Origin of the sequence: Sulfurimonas sp. HSL-3221, from assembly GCF_021044585.1 — a bacterium.
In the GTDB taxonomy this organism is placed as follows: domain Bacteria; phylum Campylobacterota; class Campylobacteria; order Campylobacterales; family Sulfurimonadaceae; genus Thiomicrolovo; species Thiomicrolovo sulfuroxydans.
Map to the genome: position 1 here is coordinate 1,546,645 of NZ_CP087998.1, position 19,265 is coordinate 1,565,909.

The following is a 19,265-nucleotide window of genomic DNA, read 5'->3' on the forward strand; positions in this document are numbered from 1 at the left end:
GTGAACGCCGCTTGCATATCTATCGGTAATGGAAACCCTTTACTGCGAACACTGTGCCAAGAGCTACCGGGTCAGACCCGAAGACATCCGCCTCGTCCTCCAGCAGGGCCGCGGACTCAAAAAAGATGAAACGCAGTACCGTTTCACCCAGGGCTGTTTTTTCAAAACGCTGACAACCCTGAAACGCGAACATTCCCGCCGCTGAGCGCACACCTCTCACGATTATTTAACGATTTCCCGTTATACTGGACCTATCAATCAAGGAGGATGCCATGCGATACAGCAACTTCATCTCAATGACAGCGGCACTGCTCATCGGTTCGGCCGGGCTGCATGCGGCCCCCGACCATGACGGCCGGAAGGATAACGACAGAGGCGGTTCGAAACAGGAGCGTTCCTATGATAAGCAGGACCGTTCCTACAGCCAGGAGCGTTCAAGCAGCCGAAGCAACACCCTGGGGCAGGAGATACGCCGCGACCGTACCCAGCCCTCGAAGGGTGAGATCCGCCGTGAAGAGGTTCGCCGTTCCGAACCCCAGAAATACACCCCGCACCCGGTAAGACCCGCGCCGGTCGTCCGGCCCAACCAGCGCGAGGAGAACCGCTACACCGAACAGCGTACGGTACGCCCGCAGAAAGGGGACCAGCGCTACGACGGCAAACGGGTCGCTCCGCCCGCCAAAGGGAGTGTCGTCCATATCGACAAGCATAAGCACTATTACCGCCCGCCGGGCGCGCGTCCTTTGACCTATTACCAGCGCCCGGGCTACGTCGTCCGCAGCCTGCCGCGCGTGGCCATCTCGCTGAGCCTCGGCGGCCTCGTCTTCTACTATGCCGACGGCCTCTACTACCGCCACCACGACCGGGGCTTCATCGTCGCCGCACCGCCGATTGGGCTGGTCGTCCGTACCCTCCCGGTGGGCTACACCGTCTTTGTGCACAGCGGGCTTACCTACTACTATTACGCGGACGTCTACTATACCTGGGACACCTACCGCAACGCCTACCGCGTCGTCAGACCGCCGGTGACCTACTATGACGTCGAGTTTGCCCCCGGCCAGGTCCTGGATTACCTCCCCGACGGCGCCTACAGCGTTACGATCAACGGGGCGCAGTACTACCGCTATGCGAATACCTACTTCATGCAGGCCATCCAGGGCGACCGTGTTGTCTATATCGTCGTGACGCCGTAAAGCGGGGCGCATGATCCCCTTCAACCATCTCGGTTGGGTCTTCAGCCGATTCGGCTCGGCGGTCTACCCCGCGGCCGCCGTCTCCCACCTCTGTGCCTCCCTTCGATCCCTTCCTCCCGGCGCCGATCTCCTCGACCTCGGCGCGGGAACAGGGACCCTGGGCAACTATGCGCTTGGCTGCCGGGACGATCTCCGTCCCATCGCCGCCGACCCCGCCGAGGGGATGCTGCGCTACCTTCCCGACAGTGTCGAACGCTTTACGGCCCGGGCCGAGGCCCTCCCCTTCGAGGCGGACCGTTTCGACGCCGTCGTGGTGGGCGAGGCGCTGCACCATTTTGACGTCCCCGAAGCGGCCCTCGACGAGATCGTCCGCGTGCTCAGACCCGGCGGGCTTCTCTTCATCTACGACTTCGATCCCTCTACCCTGTTGGGCGGCGCCCTGAAGCGGGCAGAAAGGCTGCTGGGCGAACCGGGCCACTTCTATCCGCCGGAAACCCTCTCCGCGCTGCTGCGTCAGCGGGGGTTTTCCGACACCGACATCCGTCACGGCTGGCGCTATACCCTCGCCGCAACGCTCGGGGACTAAGAGCGGCGCGTTTGCCTATTCCCCCGTTTCGTTGTAAAATTTCCCTATCCCACCGCTAAGGCCGCACCATGCAGATCACGAAGAACACCCTTGTTACCCTCAACTATGAACTCACGACCGCCGACGGCACGCTGCTGAACCCCGACGACACGGAACTGATGTATCTGCACGGCGGCTACGGCCAGATCTTCCCCAAGCTGGAAGAGGCGCTCGAAGGCAAGCAGGTCGGAGACGACGTCTACGTCGTCCTCTCCCCCGCCGAATCCTTCGGGGAGTATGACGGCTCCCTCCTTGTCGAGGAGGCCCTCTCCGAACTTCCCGACGATCTCGAGGTCGGCATGGAAATAGAGGGGCACCTCGAGTCCAATCCCGACGACATCATTATCTACACCGTCAAGGAGATCCGCGGCGACGAAGCGGTCCTCGACGGCAATCACCCCCTCGCCGGCAGCAGCCTCGTCTTCGACGGAACGGTCAAGGAGATTCAGCCCCTGGATGAAGCGGCCGTCCGTGAACTCCTCGAGCACGAGCACCATCACCACTGATGCTGGCCGTCGTGCAGCGGGTGACGGCCTCCTCCGTCAGCGTGGAGGGCCGCGAAGTCGCCGCGATCGGGCAGGGGCTCACTCTCCTGCTGGGTGTGCTTGAGGGCGATACGGAGGCGGACGCGGAGAAGCTGCTGGCCAAGATCCTCCATCTGCGTATCTTCGCCGACGAGGCGGGAAAGATGAACCGCTCCCTGCTTGACGTCGGGGGCGAGCTGCTCATCGTCTCCCAGTTTACCCTGGCCGCCGACGTCAAAAAAGGGCGGCGCCCCTCCTTCGACGCCGCCGCACGGCCGGCGGAAGCCGAACGGCTCTACCGCCACTTCATTATCCAGGCGTCCCGGAACGTCCCGGTCCGGCACGGCGTCTTTGGCGCCCACATGGATGTGCGCATCGCGAACGACGGGCCTGTGACCCTCATGATCGATTCGAAAACCCTCTGATGGCTGTACTGTTTACCGTGCTTCGGCGCTACGCCTCCCTGCCCCTTTTTGTCCTGCTCGCAGCGAACCTCTACCCGCTTTATGGCGTCCTGGAACTGGGTTGGGGAGTCTTTGAGCTGATCTTTCTGTACTGGATGGAGAACGTCGTCATCGGCGTTTTCAATGTGCTCAAGATGATCGCCAACCGTCCCGAGGAGCTGGCCGGCAATCTCGGCAAGCTCTTCCTCGTCCCTTTTTTCATCTTCCACTACGGCATGTTCGCTTACGCCCACGGCATCTTCGTTATCGCGCTCTTTGCGCCGGACTCCCTGCACCTGAACGTCTTCGGCCTCGCCGATTACATCTACCACCGCGATGTGCTGTTCGGCAACGGCATTCTCACCGCCCTGACGCTGCTCATCGTCAGCCACGCCGTCTCCTTCTACGTCGATTATGTCCGCAGCGGCGAATACGAACGCACCACCCTCTCGGACTGGATGGGCGCCCCCTACGGCCGGGTTGCCGTCCTGCACATCGGACTGATCGGCGGCGGCTTTCTCGTCGCGGCACTGGGCCAGCCCCTCGCCGCTCTCATCGTCCTGCTCTTTTTGAAGGTCGGAATGGACGCACGCTCCCTGGCACTGCGCCACGCTTCCGTGCGGCGGAAGCATCCGGTGGATTAATATGATTTTTTGATAATCACCTATCTGCATCGAGTGATTATTTTTTATCCATAGAACCGTCAACATTTCCCTCTGCCTTGTCGTACACTTCCGTATCTTATGCGGAGGTCATTATGGCATCAAAAGAGAATTACATCCAAAACATCCGAAATGCACGGACCCATCAGCTGAAATGGGTCAACCAGATCAAGCTGATAGTCTCCGGGGTCAGCAGTGAAAAGGATGCGGTGCCCGTCAACCAGTCCGACAGTGACTTCAGCCGATGGCTCTACGACGATGCGATGGTGTTTTCGACGTCCAACGCCAAAAGCGTCATTGACGAAATGATCGAGCTCCATACCAACTGCTACGACATCTATCTCAAGATCTATGCCACGCTCTTCGCCGGGAAATCGGGGGGATTGATGGGGGTGTTCGGTTCAAAAAAAGCGAGTGCCAGTGACCTGAAACTCGCCCAGAACTACTACGAAGAGCTTCTGGCCGCCTCTGACAGCCTGCTCAAGCGGCTGCGGGCCTTCGAGAGCGTCATGCTCGCCACCCCGCAGACCAAGTTTGACGAACTGATCGTCGCCCCGACGCCTGAAGCACCCGCCGCGCCGAAACCCGAAACGACCGGGACAAAGCAGAAACTCTACTTCCGCGGACAGCTTATCGAGGGGTAAGCCCCCGCCTAGTAATCCGTAAAAATGGTGTAGGTCGTCATGTCGCACGGCACCCATACACCCGTTCGCTCGACGACGTACCCGTCCTCATACTCCACCCGAATATCGTAATTCTGGTCGCATTCGTAGATATCCACGACAAGATCGTCCCCCGGGTAAAGCACATCGGCGCCCAGCAGCTCCTCGCCCCAGCTCGAAGCCAGGGAGGGAGCGGCATAGGCATACCAGATGCTGCCCCAGGAGCTCTCATCGTTGTGGATCACGAGCGTCGCCGGCACATAGGGAAGATGGGAAGGGTTGTCCTCGACATAGATGAAACAGCCCGACAACAGCCACAGGGGCATCGCCAGTACCGCCAAGCGGAGCATCAGCTTACTGCGCTTCATCGGACACCTCCGGCTTTGGGAGATAGAAGATGTTGGGCAGTTCGCGGTCATGCAGCTTGCCGAAATCTTTCGCCGGTTTGACACCCGCCGGGACGGCTTCGGGCTTCGCCACGGCCTCGGGGTGGGCGTGAAGCCGGACGATCTCGCGCACCTGGGGCGGCTGCGGCGCCAGCGGCGCGGCGGCATAAAGGGTCGCCGCAGCGAGGGCCGCAGCGCTCCATGGAATAAATTGTTTCATAATCGCTCCTTTATCTTTTTGAGAGTATCTCATACAATCATGAAGCGAATGTGAAGCCCGCAGGAACGGCAGATGCATCCGTTCAGGCACTATATCTACGTGTAAGGAATCCGCTATGGAATACCATGTCATCATCGAAAAACTTTGCAGTTGCGCCAAGAAAAAAGGGCTGGACCAGATCGTCACCTACGACAATAAAGAGAGCGCAAAAAGCGCGGCGGACGCCCAGCTGTCGCTCATGAAAAACAGCTTCTGCGGCAAGCACCACTTCGACGTGACCGAAGTGGATGACCACTTTGTCATCGGGATGCTTCAGGGCGGCTGCGGCTGCGGCACCCACGAGCACCACTAAGGCGTCTGTGCCTCAGTGCTGCACGCGCAGGAACACCTGAAAAAAGGGTAAAACCTCCAGATCCTCCGGATCGATACTGACCCTGCCGTCATCAGCGACGCTGGCGATGATCTCCACCATCTTATCCTCGCTGTGAAAACTGAGCAGTGCCGCATCCTCGCTCTTCTCCTCCAACAGTCCCAGTCCCGTACTTCGTACCAGATCGCGCAGCGCCTCCGCCGAATCGAAAACGGCGGCGGTAATCGCCGTCAGAAAGGCGGCAAAGGGTTCGCAGCGTACTTCGCAAAGCAGGCAATCCTTTTCCGAACGGCTGATGCCGCGGTTCTCAAACTGGATAAAGTCGTATTGTTGCAGGACGTCAAGATCCTCCATGGATATCTCGCGCGAAGCGTACACGGATTTGAGTGCATTGAACGTTGATAACATCGTTACCTCCTCTCGCCCAGTGGCGGGCGTGTCGCTCTGTGACTGCATATTCCGTGCGATGGCGGGCATCGTATGAAAGTTGCACTCGTCTCGCCAACGCCCCGGGCGTACCGAAGGAGACAGCGATGGAAGAACTGACGCTCGGCGTCGCGACGATGGATGAAACCCACGCGGACTTTCTTCGTCAGCTCGATGCCGTTAAACAGGCGACGGGAAACGCCTTCATAGAGGGATTTTCCGCCCTTGTCGAGCATACGGAGACGCACTTCGCCATGGAAGAGGAGATGATGCGTTCGCTCGCTTTTTACGGCCTGCAGGAGCACCTGGACGAACACGAGACCCTGCTCTCGGAGATGCGCTACTTCCTGCAGAAGGCACGTAAGCTCCCCCCCTTCGGACGCTCCTATATCGACGACTACGCCTATGAGAAGTTCCGGCGCCATATCATCAACATCGACTCCCAGCTGGCGATGTTTCTCAAAAGCCTCGAAACGGAGGCGGCACATGGCTGAGACCCTTCCCACACGCGCCGCCGTGCAGATGCCGGCGCTGATCTACGGTACAGCCTGGAAGAAGGAGCAGACCGCGCCTCTCGTCGAAGCGGCGCTGCGCTGCGGCTTCCGGGGGATCGATACGGCCTGCCAGCCCCGCCACTACCACGAGGCCGGCGTCGGCGAGGCCCTGGAGAAGATGCGCGGCGAAGGGCTCGAGCGCGAAGCAGTCTTTCTGCAGACGAAATTCACCCCCGTCGACGGACAGGACCCGGAGAACACCCCCTACGATCGCAACGCCCCGCTCCCCGAGCAGGTAGCGCAGTCGTTCCGCGTCTCCCTGGACAATCTCCGCACCGGGTATGTCGATTCGTACGTCCTGCACTCGCCCCTCTTCCCGTTTGCGCGCCTCCTCTCCGTCTGGCGGGCGATGGAAACGATCGCCGCGGACGGCAGTGCGCGGCAGCTGGGAATCAGCAACTGCTACGAACTGCGTACCCTGCAGCGGCTCTTCGACGAAGCGGAAATCAAACCGGCCGTGCTGCAGAACCGCTTCTATGCCGATTCCGGGTACGACGTCGAGCTGCGCGCCTTCTGCGATGCCAACGGCATCCGCTACCAGAGTTTCTGGAGCCTGACCGCCAACCCCCACCTGCTCGGGAGCGAACCGGTCATCCGCGCGGCAATGGCGCGCCGTGTCGGCACGCCGCAGATCTTTTACGCCTATCTGATCGCCAAAGGGATCACTCCCCTGGACGGCACCACCTCGTCGGTGCATATGCAAGAGGACCTGCACGTCACGGATATCCGCCTGGCACCCGAGGAGATCGCGGCGATCGACCGCCTGCTTCTCTCCTGACGCACCGCACCCTTTCGCGCAGGGATTTTCAATAATAGACAGCACCTGAATTCAATTGATTAAAAGTTGATCATTTTGTTGTTCATGCTGTTTCCAAAATGTCCTATACTGTTCTTACCCGTAAAAGGGTAAGCATTCCGATGCGATTGATTTGTAAAGGCTCTCTTTGAGAGCCGCCATTACGTTTTTGTTCTTCTACTCCCTTGCATTCGCGGTGCTGCTGTCACCGCGAACCTTTCTCAAAAAAACATTTACAACTGAAACTGCATAGAAAATTTGGCATAAAACGGCAGGAGAGTGTGCCGACCGCAGCGGCCGTCACGGGGAAGGAAACGCTGGGTTATGAAGCGATGCGGCTACTTCTTTGCCGCTTTCGCCTCCGCTTTCTTCTCAAGATCGTAGAAGTAGTTCGTCGCCTCGACGAAACCGTCGACGCTTCCGCAGTCGAACCGCTTGCCCTTGAACCTGTAGCCGAGAACCATCCCCTTTTTCGCCTGGGTCAGCAGGGCATCGGTGATCTGCAGCTCGCCGTTTTTGCCCGGCTTGGTGTTTTTGATCACATCGAAGATATCCGGTGTCAGGATATAGCGGCCGATAATGGCGAGGTTGGATGGGGCTTTGTCGTTATCGGGTTTTTCCACCATGTCGTCGACCATGAAAACACCGTCCTCGATCTCGCGGCCGGCGATGACGCCATATTTGTAAACCTGGTCTTTCGGGACTTCCATAATGGCGACGATGCAGCACTTGTACTTGTTGTAGAGGTCCACCATCTGCTTGAGCACCCCGTCACCCGCCGGGTTGATACAGAGGTCGTCGGCGAGAATGACGGCAAAGGGGTCGCTCTCGCCGACAAGGACTTTCCCCTTGTAGATGGCGTCGCCAAGCCCCTTCATCTCGTTCTGGCGCGTGTAGGTGAAGGTGCAGTTGTCGATCAGGCGTCGGATATCTTTGAGCAGCGACTCTTTCGAGGAGCCCTTGATCTGGTGTTCAAGCTCATAGCTGATGTCGAAGTGGTCGGTGATGGCGCGCTTGCCGCGGCCGGTGATGACGGCCATGACGTCGCAGCCGGCCTCGTTGGCCTCTTCAACCCCATACTGGATCAGCGGCTTTGTCAGGATCGGCAGCATCTCTTTGGGCATCGCCTTGGTCGCGGGAAGAAACCGTGTGCCGTATCCGGCCGCGGGAAATAGACATTTTGTAATCATTCAAACTCCTTTTCATTGATGATGGGCAACACGCTGTTGCAGCACGCTTCGAACGCCTCGACATCGATGCGGCATTTTATCCACATCACGCCGTAACCTTCAATCTGCAGCGTTTCAGAGGTTACATGGATGTTACCGATGCACTCCGTTGCGGCGAGTTCGATGTAATCGGGCAGACGGAAATTCACCGTCTCATTGCTGAAGTTATGCACGGCCAGCATATGGCTGTCCATTTCGCGGCTCTCGCGCTGGAGGCAGAAGAGCGAGGGGTGCAGATTCAGGAATACAAAGGGACCGAAGGGGTCGAAGGCCGTCTCGTTGATCCGGATGGAAAGCAGCCGCTTGTACGCCAGATAGACCCGCCGCTCCAGGCTCCCCTCCTTCTGCAGCTGTTCATCAAGCCAGTTGGAGTTGAATTTCTCGCGGTTGATGGAGCGGTTTATTCCCGTCATTTTGACACCATCGAGATAGTTGCGCGAGCCGAACAGCGAATGGAAGTAGATTCCCGGCACCCCCGGCATGGCCAGGGCCACGGCCTGGGTTAAAAGCATCCGTTTGGCCCGGACGGCGTCATCCTCCTCGGGCGACGTCAGCAGGTCGATGTAGCTGCAGTTGAGCTCGTAGGGGCTCTCCGTGCCGTCGGCATTCGCCCGGTAGGAGACAAGTCCCCCCGAATGTTTGGCGGCCGCTTCGAGGACCCCGATCTCGCTCTCGCTAAGGATTTCGCTCACGGGCCGCAGCCCCACCCCGTCGTGCGACGCGGTAAAGTTGAAGAAACAGACCTTGTCGCTGGGCAGCTTCAGCGTCCGTGCCCAGGAGAGCAGTTTGGTCGGGTTCCCCGTCAGCACCGCGTGCGCCAGCAGCGGGGGCAGCGCAAAGTTGTAGACCATCTGCGCCTCGTCATCCCCGCTGCCGAAATAGGAGACGTTCTCCTGGTGCGGGACGTTCGTTTCGGTGATGATGATGACCTCTGGCGCGACCTTGTGCAGCACCTCCCGCATCAGCTGGATCAGTTCGTGGGTCTGCTCCAGGTGAACGCAGGGGGTCCCGATCTCCTTCCAGACGAAGGCGATGGCGTCCAGGCGCAGCAGCGTCGCCCCCTTTTCGATGTAGAAGAAGAGCGCATCGAGCACCGCCAGCAGCACCTTGTAGTTGGCGTAGTTGAGATCAACCTGGTCCCGACTGAAGGTCGTCCAGATATAGCGGATGCGTCCCTCGGCATCTTTGAACTCGTGCAGCAGCGGCGAGGTCCGGGGACGCACGACCTGGCTCAGGTCCAGCGTGGGGTCGGCATCGATGAAAAAGTCGGCGTAGGCGTGATCGCCCTCGAGATACTTTTTGAACCAGTTCGAGAACTGGGAGACGTGGTTGATGACCGCGTCGAACATCAGGCGAAAGTGGGTACCGAGCAGCTCCACTTCCCCCCAGGAGCCGCAGTGCGGGTCGACCGCCTTGTAATCGACGACGGAGAAACCGTCATCGGAGGAGTAGGGATAAAACGGCAGCAGGTGGACCGAATTGACCAGGCCGTCGATATGCGAAAAGAGAAAGTCGTTGAGCTCTTTGAGCGGCGGTTCGGGCGGGCTCTGCACCTGGTCGCCGTAGGTGATGAGAATGGCGTCTTTCTCGCTGAGCTGATAGGGATGGGAATCGATCCGCTCGCGGTAGGTGTTGATCAGCTCCCGTATGCCCGTGTAGGCTTCGTCCGCGTCGTCAGAGCTGTAAAGGACCGACAGACGCTCCCGTATGGAGTGCGGTTCATACTGGATCATCCGCTACGCCTCCTGCGCATCCAACGCGACGGCACGGGCGAATTTTTCCGAGAACTCCGGCAGGACCGAACGGACGGTAATCCACGGGGACATCGACGGCACTCCCAGCGGGTTCTCGAAGAACTCACTGGCCGCCTCCTCGATGGCGTCCTGGAAGGCTTCGACGGCGCCGATCTCCTTCTCGCGGTTGTATTCGAGGCCGTTGAGCTTGGAGAGGGCCACGTACTTGGAGATCTCGAAACGCGACTCCTGGAAGTAGGTCGCCAGCAGGGTCTTGAAGTGCGACTCCGTGAAGACGATCCCCTCCTGCGCCATCACGCGGAAGAGCGCCTTGGCGATGTCGCCGGCCATTTTGTAGACGCCGCCGCCTTCGGTCTTGTTGCCGAGGTCCTGGTGTTTGTGCTCGTAGGTATCCATGATCTCCGTCTGGCAGATACGGCGGTTGGAGGTGTTCTTGTAGACCTCGCTGAGCGTCGAGACCTCCAGGCCCCAGGTCGGCGAAATGGCGATACCTCGCCCCAGCGAACGGATAAAGGCGAACTCCCCCGAAAGCGCGTAGCGGAAGCTGTCCATGTATTCGAGGTAGCGGTTCTTGCCCATCACCTTCTCCAGCGCATGGATCAGCGGGGTGTAGAAGAGGCGCGTGACCCTGCCGTGCAGCTTGTTCGTCACCCGGGAGTAGTACCCTTTGTTGAACTCGTAGTCCAGGGCCGGGTGGACGATGGGGTAGAAAAGGCGGGCGACGATCTCGCGCGAGTAGTTGACGATGTCGCAGTCATGCAGGGCGAAGGCGTAGTTCTCCTCCCCCGTCAGGCCGTAGCCGATCATCGTCCAGACGTTACGCCCCTTGCCAGGGTCTTTCAGGCAGGGGAAGCCTTCGCGGGTCAGCTCCGCGTAAAGCTCCTGGATGCGCGGGCCGTCGTTCCAGAGGACGTCCACTTCGCAGGGGAGCTGCACCATCAGTTTCTTCACCTCGAGGAACTGCTCGTGGGTCGCGCGGTCAAGTCCAAGGATGATGCGGTGCAGGTAGCGGACATGCTTCAGCTCCTCGATGATCGTATGCATCGCCGGCGTTTCAAACTCGCTGTAGAGCGCGGGCAGCAGCAGGACCATCTTGCGGCGTTCGGACATGTGTTCCAGGTCCTTTTCCATCTCCTCGAGACTTCTATCCCCTACCCGTTGCAGTGACGTGATCACCCCGTTTTGAAAAAAGTCAGCCATTATCCTCTCCTTTGTAAGCTAATACCACATCCATGACGTTGGTCCCCGTGTAGCCGGTCTCGATCAGGGCCTCTTTGCCTGCGAAGAACGTGTTGGAGTCGAAACGCGCCAGGGCGTCGTCGATCTCCGCGATGCTGCAGCGCCGGAATAGCGCATCGGAAATGCGCGCCCCCGCCGCATCCGAATTGCCGTCGATCCCGTCCGTGCCTGCACAAATGATATCGTAACTGCACTCCGTCCCCAAATGCCGGAGGCAGAGCAGCGCGAAATGCTGGTTCCGACCGCCCCGACCGCCGCCGGAGACCGTGACCGTCGTTTCGCCCCCCTGCAGCAGAAGCGTTCCCGGCGGCAGCGATTTGAAACGGCGGCAGAACGCCTCCGCCGCCTCGGCGACATCCCCCTCGATGGGAGTTTCGACCACCCGCACGTCGCGTCCGTATTCCACGCCGCAGGCCGCCGCGGCCTCCAGGGCCTGCTTGTTGCTGCCGATCAGCAGATGTTTCACCGTCGGGAGGGGAAGCGTCGGTGTTTCGGGAACGCCCCCCTTTTCCCCCTTCGTCAGTACCTCGCGCACCGTCTCGGGCAGCCTTTCCATCAGCCCCCTGCCCCGCAGCAGCGCCGTCACGTCGGCGTAGGTGCTCCGGTCACAGTACAGCGGTGCGGAGCCGATCGTTTCCAGATCGTCCCCGATGACGTCGGAGACGACCAGGACAAGCACCGTCGCCCTAGTCATCTGCGCCAGCCGTCCCCCCTTGATCATGGAGAGGTGCTTGCGCACGCTGTTCGTCTCTTCGATGCTGCAGCCGTTTTCCAGCAGCAGACGGGTCGTCTCCGCCATCGCCGCCAGGGTGACTGGGGGCAGCGGTTTTTCGATCAGCGCGGAGGTGCCGCCGCTGAGCAGGAAAAGGATCAGGTCCCTTTCGCCCGCCCTGGCGAACTGTTCCATCAGCCGCTCGGCCGCTTCGACGCTTTCTTCGGAGGGGAGGGGATGGGTACTGTGGACGTAGGTGCAGTAGCCGAGCGGACGTTCCGCTTCGGGGGTGACGATGACCCCGCCGGCGATCCGCTCCCCCAAAATGGCTTCGCATGCCTCGGCCATCGGCAGCGCGGCCTTGCCCGCGCCGCAGAGATAGAGGTTGCCGTAGCGCTCCAGGTCCAGCTGCTCGCCGCCGACGGAAAGCACCCCGTCGTGAAGCCGCATCCGGCCCGGCAGCATACGCTGGGGCATCACCGCGTCAACCGCCGCTCCGAAGAGGGATTCCAGTTCAGGCAACACCGAAGATCTCCTGCAAAACGGCGTTCCAGCCCCGGGGGCCCGGATAGGGGGCCTTGATGAGATTGGGAAGGTTGATGGCGGCGTAGCTGCCGTCGTGCTTGGGAATGAGTACAGGGATGTCGACGCTCTGCAGCATCGAGAAATCGTTCTCGCTGTCGCCCAGCGCGATGGAACTGAAACGGATCCCCGTCGACGCTTCGGCGCGCTCGAGCAGTGCCTGGACCGCGCTGCCCTTGCTCTGGTTGCGTCCGATGAGATGGTAGAAACGTCCCCCCTTGGTCACCGTGAAGCCCTCGGCCGAGACGGTGGCGACCAGTTCGTCGAACAGGCTTTCGTCCTCCATAATAAAGGGTTCGGAGCAGTAGCGCGTCTTGGCCATCACCGCCCCTTCGGTGTGCAGTCCCGTCCGTTCGGCCACCTCGTCATGGTGCATATGCGAAAAGCCGCGGAGACGGAAACGGGATTTCAGGCTGTCGAGCAGGTTCGTACAGGCGTCGTAGGCGGCACCCAGGGTGATCACCTCGTAGTCGGCCTCGTGGTCTGCGCCGTAGAAGCGGCTGCAGCAGCGCGGGATGAAAATCGCCCCGCCGTTCTCCACGATAAAGGGGGCGCAGAGCCCCATCTTCTCCTGGAGTTTGACGGCTTCGGGCTGCGTTTTACTGGTAACGAACACCAAGGGGATCTCTTCACGTATCAGGTAGTCGATCGCGGGCTGGGCCGCAGAATGCGAGTAGGTTTCGTGGTCAAGCAGTGTGGCATCGAGGTCAGTGAAAACGATGTAGTGCAGCGAATCAGACATTCGCTTTGCCTTGCATGTTTATCATGTCCCCATTGTAACATCACTGGGGGCGTTATCCGCTGGTGTGCTGCCTGCTTTTTAGGCACGCTTGGAAGCCGCCGTTGGGGTATACTATGAAAACAGACCGGGAAAAGAGGACATTTTATGACCACCTCTACCATTAAAGGCATCCTGTGCGATATCGGCGGTGTCCTGTACGAAGGCGACACCCCCTACCCCGGCGCCGTCGAAGCGATTGCACGGCTCAAAGCGGTCTATCCCGTCCGCTTTGTGACCAATACGACGCAGAAGAGGGGCGCGGATGTCGTTGCCAAACTGCAGCGGATGGGCTTTCGCATCGAAGCGTCGGAGGTGATTACCGCCCTCGATGTCACCAAGGCGTACCTGATCGAGCACCACAGCCGGGCGACCTTCCTTCTCACCGACAGTGCCCAAGCCTTTTTCGACGACCTCCCCGACGCCCCCTGCCGCTGCGTCGTCATCGGCGATGCCCAGGAGAACTTTACCTACGCGCGCCTCAACGCGGCGTTCCGGACCCTCATGGAGGGCGGCGAACTTCTCGCCGCGGCGAAAAACCGCTACTTCAAGGACCATAGCGGCCGGCTCAGCATGGACGCCGGCGGATTCGTCGCGGCCCTGGAATACGCCTCGGACAAAACGGCGACGGTCATCGGAAAGCCGAGCGCGGACTTTTACCGCCTCGCCTGCGCGCAGATGGGGCTCGCACCCGAAGCGGCGGTGATGATCGGCGACGATATCGAAAGCGATGTCGGCGGCGCCCAGGCGGCAGGACTGCGGGGCATTCTCGTCGAAACGGGCAAATACACCCCCGCCGACCTCACACGCGGCATCACGCCCGATGCCGTCTTCCCTTCCCTCGCCGAGGTCACCCTCTGAAAAACCCCGGAACCGGACTTGCATATCCTCCCCCGCACAATAGGACACCTCTGTAGAGGTGCCCTAACGAGGAGTTTCTATTTATGACCATTGACGTCAACGTTAAAGCAACCAATGAGGATTTTCTCGACGATATCGACGAGATCATCGAGGATACGATGGTGCAGATCTTTTTTCTGCAGCCCGAAGATGAAGCCGCGCTTGAAAAAGCCAAGGAAGAGGCCGAAGAGTACACGGCCCTCTTTTACACCGCCCCCCTCTCCCTGGGGGAGCAGAGCGATGCGAAATGCGTGGGCTACCGCGTCAAAGACGCCGGCGAACTGCTTGCCGCCCCCAAAGCGGGCAAGCCGCTCTTCGTGGACGAAGCCGACCTGGACGATGCACTGCGCGCCCTTTTGATCGAGCGCGGCGACCAGGGGGTCATCCTCAACGCTACGCAGGCGCACGAGGAGCTCGAGCAGTTCTTCATCGCCATCGGCCCGTCCAACGTCAATGCCTTCGACCATGAAGTCCTTGCCGGCCTCTCCATGGACAAGATCATGCTGCAAAGCGGTTTCCCCGAACACGGCTTCGACGAGATCTTCCCGGCGGTCAAAACGATCTCGGACGCGATGTTCCGCCCCGAGCACAGCATCATCGCCCGGGCGACGAAGCACGCCCTCTCCCTTGCGGGCCTGAAAAAATAGTCAGGAGCAGCTTATGACCGATATGACAATGAACTGGCTTGCCGAAAACGATTACGACGCCAAGAGCCTCGACCTGCAGGGCAGCTACGGCAATACGGCACTTATGAAAGCCGCCCGCGAGGGCAACGCCGCGATCGTGCGCGAACTGCTCGACGCCGGCGCAGACATCATGCTTAAAAACGTCGACGGCAACACGGCGCTGTGGCTCTCCTGCTTCGGCGAAAATCCCGACGTCGTCTCCATGCTCATCGATGCGGGCATCGAGCTTGACACGGCGAACGTCAACGGCGTCACTTCCCTGATGTACGCCGCTTCCAGCGGCAAAGAGGCGATGGTGAAGATGCTCGTGGACGCGGGCGCCGACGTCTCCATCAAGAATCCCGACGACTTTACGGCCCTCGACCTCGCCGTCACCCCGAAGATCCTCCGCCTGCTGCGGAAAAAATAGGAGGGATTTCCCTCCCCTCCATTTTCTCTCTGTCTTATACCCCACCCTCTCCGGCAGCTACGCCTCGCATAGTATAATGGGCCGTACCGAGTGCAGATCAAAAAACCCTACGGAGAGGCCCCGTGAAATACAAGCTTGTCATCTTCGATTTCGACGGCACCCTGGCCGATTCGTTCCCCTTTTTCCTGACCGCGCTCAATGCCCTGGCCGAAAAGCACCGTTTCAGGCGCATCGACGCGGAGCAGGTCGAGGCCCTCAGACACTACGACGCGAAACACATCATTCATCAGCTGCATATACCGTTGTGGAAAGTCCCGATGGTCGCCGCCGCATTCAGGAAAAACATGGCGGCAAGCGTCGCACGTATCCCGATGTTCCCGGAGGTAACGGAGATGCTTCACGCCCTGTCGGAGCAAGGCATCATCCTCAGCCTTGTGACGAGCAACTCCCATGAGAATGTCCGAAAAATTCTGGGACAGGCGAACACGGACCTTCTGATCCATCCGCAATACGGTACGCACATGTTCGGAAAAGCGGCGAAATTGAAACAGATCCTGCGCCAAACGGGCATCGATCCTTCAGAAGCCATCTATATCGGTGACGAGCTCAGGGACCTTGAGGCCGCCCTCACTGTCAAGATGGATTTTGGCGCGGTCTCCTGGGGCTATACGCGCGACGAAGCGCTGATGGAGCACGCCCCGGCATTGATGTTTTCCAGTGTTGGGGAGATCGCGCAGAGGCTGGCGCGCTGATGCGCCGGTGCTGCGACGGGTTTACAGTTCGCAGTAGTCGAGCCCGTGCGCCTCGGCGACGGCAAGGTTGGTCAGTTTGCCGTTGTAGGTGTTGAGCGCACTGTGCAGAAGCGGGAATTTCGCGTAGGCTTCCTCGCCGCCGAACTCCGCCAGTTTGAGCAGGTAGGGCAGCGTCGCGTTGGTGAGCGCCATCGTCGAGGTGCGCGGGTACGCCCCCGGCATGTTGGCGACGCAGTAGTGCACCACCCCGTCGACGACATAGGTCGGGTCGGTATGCGTCGTCGCCTTGGAGGTTTCGAAACAGCCGCCCTGGTCGATGGAGACGTCGATCAGTACACTCCCCTCACGCATGATGGAGAGCATCTCTTTCGTGATCAGCTTCGGCGCCTTCGCCCCCGGGATGAGCACCGTGCCGATGACGACGTCCGTCGTCGGCAGCAGCGACTCGATGGCGTCCGTCGTGCTGTAGAGGGTGCTGACGTTCGCGGGAAGGACGTCGTTGAGGTAGTGCAGGCGCGCAAGATTGATGTCAAGGATCGTCACCTTCGCCCCCATCCCCGCCGCAACCTGCGCCGCGGAGATCCCGGCGACCCCGCCGCCGAGGATCAGGACGTTGGCTTTTTCCGTCCCGACGACGCCGCCGGGCAGGATGCCCCGGCCGCCCTGGTAGCGCCCCAGGTAGAAGCCGCCCATGATCGCCGCCATCTTCCCGGCGACCTCGCTCATGGGTTCAAGCAGCGGCAGACGACGGTCCACCTTGAGCGTCTCGTAGGCGTAGGCCTTGATCTTCTTCTCCAGCAGGAACTTCGTCTGCGCTTCGTCGGCCGCCAGGTGCAGGTACGTGAAGAGGGTCTGTCCCTCCTTGAACAGGGGGTACTCCTGCGCGATCGGCTCCTTGACCTTGACAATAAGCTCCGCCGCGTCGAACACGGCCGCGGCGCCTTCAAGCAGTTCGGCACCGGCTGCGCTGTAGTCGTCATCGCTGAAACCGCTCCCCTCGCCCGCGCTGGTCTGCACGTAGACCGTATGGCCGTTTTTGACCAGCTCCTTGACCCCCGAAGGCGTCACCGCCACCCGGTACTCTTCCGTCTTAACTTCTTTTGGCACACCGATTTTCATGGGGTCCCCTTTAATGATTAGTGATATGGGTTGTAACTAAAGGATAAATACTATCAACTACATGCATTAACAGTTCCCAAAAGGGGATTGTTGCCTGTTTACCGTACTTCCATACCTTTTCCGGGATCAATTTGTTCTGTCGGTAATGTGATATGATATAGCAGATTGAAGCGGAAGGGTATATTATCAAACGTATATGTCCGTTTTTTGTGTCGGTTTCCGTCCCTTTCTTGTCGCTTTGTTTCGCCGATGACTCTTCCATTGTCATCAACGGGCATCGGCTTCCGCCCGAGCCCGATCCCAAAGTCAACAGTGCGACGCCGCTCGGCGTGGATGTGAACAGCAACGGCGTACGCGATGATGTGGAGCGAAAAATATATTTTACGTATCATCGCCCAATCGACCAGGCTTACATGATGCAGTTCGCGAAAAACTTCCAGAAGCGCCTTATTAACCCGGAGCAGTCCGCAGTCTCGGAAGAAACGCAGAATGCATATTGGACTCAGTATTCATGTAGGGGCTACCTCCGTTTTTTTAAAAATATAAGGGTCCCTAGGGATTCTGTTGATTTTATGGAAAATAACTACATAAATACTCGAGATCGCATGCGAGCATATATGAAATTCAATGCAGCATCAAGTGGTCGTAACTATCCAATTCCAGTTCAAGATGATGAGCTAAAAGCCGAAAACTGCGACTTCAACATCACATTGATACTGAAAATGGAAAAGCAAGGAGGAAAATAATGGACTACCAGGCCGTACTGAACGAGATCGCCGAGGAGATCAAACCCTATATCGGAGAAGGAAAAGTCGCCGACTACATCCCCGCCCTGGCCGAGGTCGACCCGCAGCAGTTCGGGATGACGCTGACCCTCTTCGATGGGACGCAGTACAGCGTCGGGGACGCCGATACCCCCTTCTCCATCCAGAGCATCTCCAAGCTCTTCACCTTTACGCTGGCGCTTGACGCCTACGGCTATGACCTCTACCGCCGCGTCGGCCGCGAACCCTCGGGCAACCCCTTCAACTCCCTGGTGCAGCTCGAGTACGAACACGGTATCCCCCGCAACCCCTTCATCAACGCGGGCGCCATCAATGTCACCGACGCGCTGATCTCGCACTACGGCTCCGTCGCCCGCAGCTCCAAGGAGATTCTGACCTTTATCCGCGAGATCGCCGACGACGGGATGATCGAAAGCGACAAAGAGGTGACGGAGTCGGAGATGCAGCACGGCTTCCGCAACCGTGCGCTGGCGAACCTGATGAAGAGTTTCGGCAACCTCGACAACGACGTCCTGGAGGTCGTGCATACCTACTTCGAGCACTGCGCCATCGCCATGAACAGCCGCACGCTGTCGCGCGCCATGCTCTACCTCGCCAACCACGGCGAAGACCCGATCACGGGCAAGAAGTTCATCACCCCGCAGCAGGCCAAACGGATCAACGCCGTCATGCTCACCTGCGGTCACTATGACGCCTCGGGCGATTTCGCCTTTCACGTCGGTCTTCCCGGCAAAAGCGGTGTCGGCGGGGGCATTGTCGCCGTCATACCGAAAGTGATGGGGATCTGCGTCTGGTCGCCGGCACTGAACGAACAGGGGAACTCCCTGGCGGGAACGAAGGCTTTGGAGCTCTTTACCAGTAAAACGGGATTGTCAATTTTTTAGGAGGAGCGTACCGGGGAGCCCCGGTACGTGTTTTAAACATAGGTCAAGTGGCGGCGAATAATATGGAGGAGAATGCGCCGCCGGGGTGGTGCGAATACCCAAATAATTCCGAAGTCTTAAAAGGGCACCCCTCAGGCCGTTGGAACAAAGGGCTTCAGGGGTACCCTCGCAGAAGCGGTCAGTCCCAGAGGATCTCTTCGCAGCAGTCCGCCAGGGCGTCGATGCAGTCAAACTCTTCATTGAAGTGCATATCTTCACAGTTGCAGTCATCATAGTGATGCAGCAGGTGGTTAAAACTAAAATCTTCCAGCTCGATCATTTCACATTCAAACATTTTGTATCCTTTATGGCAGAACCGCTTGGGCTCCAAATTTACCTACTTGATACAATTAGTGTTCTCGTTTTTCACTCCAAATGTATGCAATTTTCATACTAAAATATAATTATCACGACAATTTTGTCATATTTGTCAGAAAAACCCTGATATTTGTCATTAAACAGACTCTTTTTATCTCTTTTGACCCGTTCGTATCAAAATTGCAAAGGCGTCGGCGAAACCTATATAGTATTGCAAG

The 19,265-nt window shown here is 59.1% G+C and carries 26 protein-coding genes; 16 read left to right on the top strand and 10 right to left on the bottom strand.

Features of this window, described 5'->3' with window-relative positions; all coding sequences use genetic code 11:
• Positions 1–28 precede the first annotated feature (28 nt).
• The 7 genes from LOH54_RS07900 (at position 29) to LOH54_RS07930 (ending at position 4,091) form a co-directional block, all read left to right on the top strand.
• Positions 29–205: a hypothetical protein gene (locus tag LOH54_RS07900; protein WP_231018359.1), complete on the top strand. Its 177-nt coding sequence runs from the start codon at positions 29–31 to the stop codon at positions 203–205.
• Between the two features lie 67 nt (positions 206–272).
• Positions 273–1,193 (top strand): DUF6515 family protein, encoded by a 921-nt coding sequence (locus tag LOH54_RS07905; protein ID WP_231018360.1) that lies wholly within the window; start codon positions 273–275, stop codon positions 1,191–1,193.
• Between the two features lie 10 nt (positions 1,194–1,203).
• Positions 1,204–1,779: a class I SAM-dependent methyltransferase gene (locus tag LOH54_RS07910; protein ID WP_231018361.1), complete on the top strand. Its 576-nt coding sequence runs from the start codon at positions 1,204–1,206 to the stop codon at positions 1,777–1,779.
• A gap of 68 nt (positions 1,780–1,847) precedes the next feature.
• Complete coding sequence (locus LOH54_RS07915; protein WP_231018362.1) at positions 1,848–2,324, top strand: FKBP-type peptidyl-prolyl cis-trans isomerase; 477 nt, start codon at positions 1,848–1,850, stop codon at positions 2,322–2,324.
• Positions 2,324–2,767 carry a D-aminoacyl-tRNA deacylase gene (dtd, locus tag LOH54_RS07920; RefSeq protein WP_231018363.1) on the top strand — a complete coding sequence of 148 codons (444 nt, stop codon included), beginning with the start codon at positions 2,324–2,326 and terminating at the stop codon, positions 2,765–2,767. The genes LOH54_RS07915 and dtd overlap by 1 nt, the downstream gene beginning before the upstream one ends.
• Positions 2,767–3,429 (top strand): DUF6498-containing protein, encoded by a 663-nt coding sequence (locus tag LOH54_RS07925; protein WP_231018364.1) that lies wholly within the window; start codon positions 2,767–2,769, stop codon positions 3,427–3,429. Before dtd ends, LOH54_RS07925 begins: the two co-directional genes overlap by 1 nt.
• A 113-nt stretch (positions 3,430–3,542) precedes the next feature.
• The gene (locus LOH54_RS07930) at positions 3,543–4,091 is read left to right on the top strand and encodes a hypothetical protein (RefSeq protein ID WP_231018365.1); all 549 of its coding nucleotides are present in this window, start codon (positions 3,543–3,545) and stop codon (positions 4,089–4,091) included.
• Between the two features lie 8 nt (positions 4,092–4,099).
• On the opposite strand, the gene LOH54_RS07935 is transcribed toward LOH54_RS07930, so the two are convergent.
• Both LOH54_RS07935 and LOH54_RS07940 read right to left on the bottom strand, forming a co-directional pair.
• Positions 4,100–4,477 carry a hypothetical protein gene (locus LOH54_RS07935; protein ID WP_231018366.1) on the bottom strand — a complete coding sequence of 126 codons (378 nt, stop codon included), beginning with the start codon at positions 4,475–4,477 and terminating at the stop codon, positions 4,100–4,102.
• A complete protein-coding gene (locus LOH54_RS07940) occupies positions 4,464–4,715 on the bottom strand; it encodes a hypothetical protein (RefSeq protein WP_231018367.1) in 252 nt (83 codons plus the stop codon). Before LOH54_RS07940 ends, LOH54_RS07935 begins: the two co-directional genes overlap by 14 nt.
• 115 nt (positions 4,716–4,830) lie before the next feature.
• Here LOH54_RS07940 and LOH54_RS07945 point away from each other — a divergent pair, with 115 nt between their 5' ends.
• Positions 4,831–5,067, top strand: coding sequence for a hypothetical protein (locus LOH54_RS07945; RefSeq protein ID WP_231018368.1), 237 nt, complete (start codon positions 4,831–4,833; stop codon positions 5,065–5,067).
• A gap of 12 nt (positions 5,068–5,079) precedes the next feature.
• Here LOH54_RS07945 and LOH54_RS07950 read toward each other — a convergent pair whose 3' ends face one another.
• Positions 5,080–5,493 (bottom strand): hypothetical protein, encoded by a 414-nt coding sequence (locus tag LOH54_RS07950; protein ID WP_231018369.1) that lies wholly within the window; start codon positions 5,491–5,493, stop codon positions 5,080–5,082.
• A gap of 125 nt (positions 5,494–5,618) precedes the next feature.
• Between LOH54_RS07950 and LOH54_RS07955 the strand changes: the two genes are divergently transcribed.
• The gene (locus tag LOH54_RS07955) at positions 5,619–6,005 is read left to right on the top strand and encodes a bacteriohemerythrin (protein ID WP_231018370.1); all 387 of its coding nucleotides are present in this window, start codon (positions 5,619–5,621) and stop codon (positions 6,003–6,005) included.
• Entirely contained in the window at positions 5,998–6,843 is an 846-nt protein-coding gene (locus LOH54_RS07960) for an aldo/keto reductase family protein (RefSeq protein ID WP_231018371.1), read from the top strand. Before LOH54_RS07955 ends, LOH54_RS07960 begins: the two co-directional genes overlap by 8 nt.
• A 356-nt stretch (positions 6,844–7,199) precedes the next feature.
• Here LOH54_RS07960 and galU read toward each other — a convergent pair whose 3' ends face one another.
• From galU to LOH54_RS07985, 5 genes are read right to left on the bottom strand one after another with little or no spacing between them, the layout of a single operon-like run.
• Complete coding sequence (galU, locus tag LOH54_RS07965; protein WP_231018372.1) at positions 7,200–8,051, bottom strand: UTP--glucose-1-phosphate uridylyltransferase GalU; 852 nt, start codon at positions 8,049–8,051, stop codon at positions 7,200–7,202.
• Complete coding sequence (locus LOH54_RS07970; protein ID WP_231018373.1) at positions 8,048–9,823, bottom strand: sugar phosphorylase; 1,776 nt, start codon at positions 9,821–9,823, stop codon at positions 8,048–8,050. The genes galU and LOH54_RS07970 overlap by 4 nt, the downstream gene beginning before the upstream one ends.
• A gap of 3 nt (positions 9,824–9,826) precedes the next feature.
• Positions 9,827–11,044 carry a glycosyltransferase family protein gene (locus tag LOH54_RS07975; protein ID WP_231018374.1) on the bottom strand — a complete coding sequence of 406 codons (1,218 nt, stop codon included), beginning with the start codon at positions 11,042–11,044 and terminating at the stop codon, positions 9,827–9,829.
• Positions 11,037–12,320, bottom strand: coding sequence for a glycerate kinase type-2 family protein (locus LOH54_RS07980; protein ID WP_231018375.1), 1,284 nt, complete (start codon positions 12,318–12,320; stop codon positions 11,037–11,039). Before LOH54_RS07980 ends, LOH54_RS07975 begins: the two co-directional genes overlap by 8 nt.
• Positions 12,310–13,119 carry an HAD-IIB family hydrolase gene (locus LOH54_RS07985; RefSeq protein ID WP_231018376.1) on the bottom strand — a complete coding sequence of 270 codons (810 nt, stop codon included), beginning with the start codon at positions 13,117–13,119 and terminating at the stop codon, positions 12,310–12,312. Before LOH54_RS07985 ends, LOH54_RS07980 begins: the two co-directional genes overlap by 11 nt.
• 144 nt (positions 13,120–13,263) lie before the next feature.
• Here LOH54_RS07985 and LOH54_RS07990 point away from each other — a divergent pair, with 144 nt between their 5' ends.
• The 4 genes from LOH54_RS07990 (at position 13,264) to LOH54_RS08005 (ending at position 15,902) form a co-directional block, all read left to right on the top strand.
• Positions 13,264–14,016 (top strand): TIGR01458 family HAD-type hydrolase, encoded by a 753-nt coding sequence (locus LOH54_RS07990; protein WP_231018377.1) that lies wholly within the window; start codon positions 13,264–13,266, stop codon positions 14,014–14,016.
• Between the two features lie 83 nt (positions 14,017–14,099).
• Positions 14,100–14,702 (top strand): hypothetical protein, encoded by a 603-nt coding sequence (locus LOH54_RS07995; RefSeq protein WP_231018378.1) that lies wholly within the window; start codon positions 14,100–14,102, stop codon positions 14,700–14,702.
• Between the two features lie 13 nt (positions 14,703–14,715).
• Complete coding sequence (locus tag LOH54_RS08000; RefSeq protein WP_231018379.1) at positions 14,716–15,150, top strand: ankyrin repeat domain-containing protein; 435 nt, start codon at positions 14,716–14,718, stop codon at positions 15,148–15,150.
• 122 nt (positions 15,151–15,272) lie between these two features.
• A complete protein-coding gene (locus LOH54_RS08005; RefSeq protein WP_231018380.1) occupies positions 15,273–15,902 on the top strand; it encodes an HAD hydrolase-like protein in 630 nt (209 codons plus the stop codon).
• A 21-nt stretch (positions 15,903–15,923) separates the two neighbouring features.
• Here the strand turns inward: LOH54_RS08005 and ald are convergent, their stop codons facing one another.
• Positions 15,924–17,021 carry an alanine dehydrogenase gene (ald, locus tag LOH54_RS08010; protein ID WP_231018381.1) on the bottom strand — a complete coding sequence of 366 codons (1,098 nt, stop codon included), beginning with the start codon at positions 17,019–17,021 and terminating at the stop codon, positions 15,924–15,926.
• Positions 17,022–17,230: 209 nt separating this feature from the next.
• On the opposite strand from ald, the gene LOH54_RS08015 reads away from it, so the two are divergent.
• Entirely contained in the window at positions 17,231–17,767 is a 537-nt protein-coding gene (locus tag LOH54_RS08015; protein ID WP_231018382.1) for a hypothetical protein, read from the top strand.
• Positions 17,767–18,690, top strand: a complete 924-nt coding sequence (locus tag LOH54_RS08020; protein WP_231018383.1) for a glutaminase — start codon at positions 17,767–17,769, stop codon at positions 18,688–18,690. Before LOH54_RS08015 ends, LOH54_RS08020 begins: the two co-directional genes overlap by 1 nt.
• A 178-nt stretch (positions 18,691–18,868) precedes the next feature.
• Here the strand turns inward: LOH54_RS08020 and LOH54_RS08025 are convergent, their stop codons facing one another.
• A complete protein-coding gene (locus LOH54_RS08025) occupies positions 18,869–19,024 on the bottom strand; it encodes a hypothetical protein (protein WP_231018384.1) in 156 nt (51 codons plus the stop codon).
• Between the last annotated feature and the right edge of the window lie 241 nt (positions 19,025–19,265).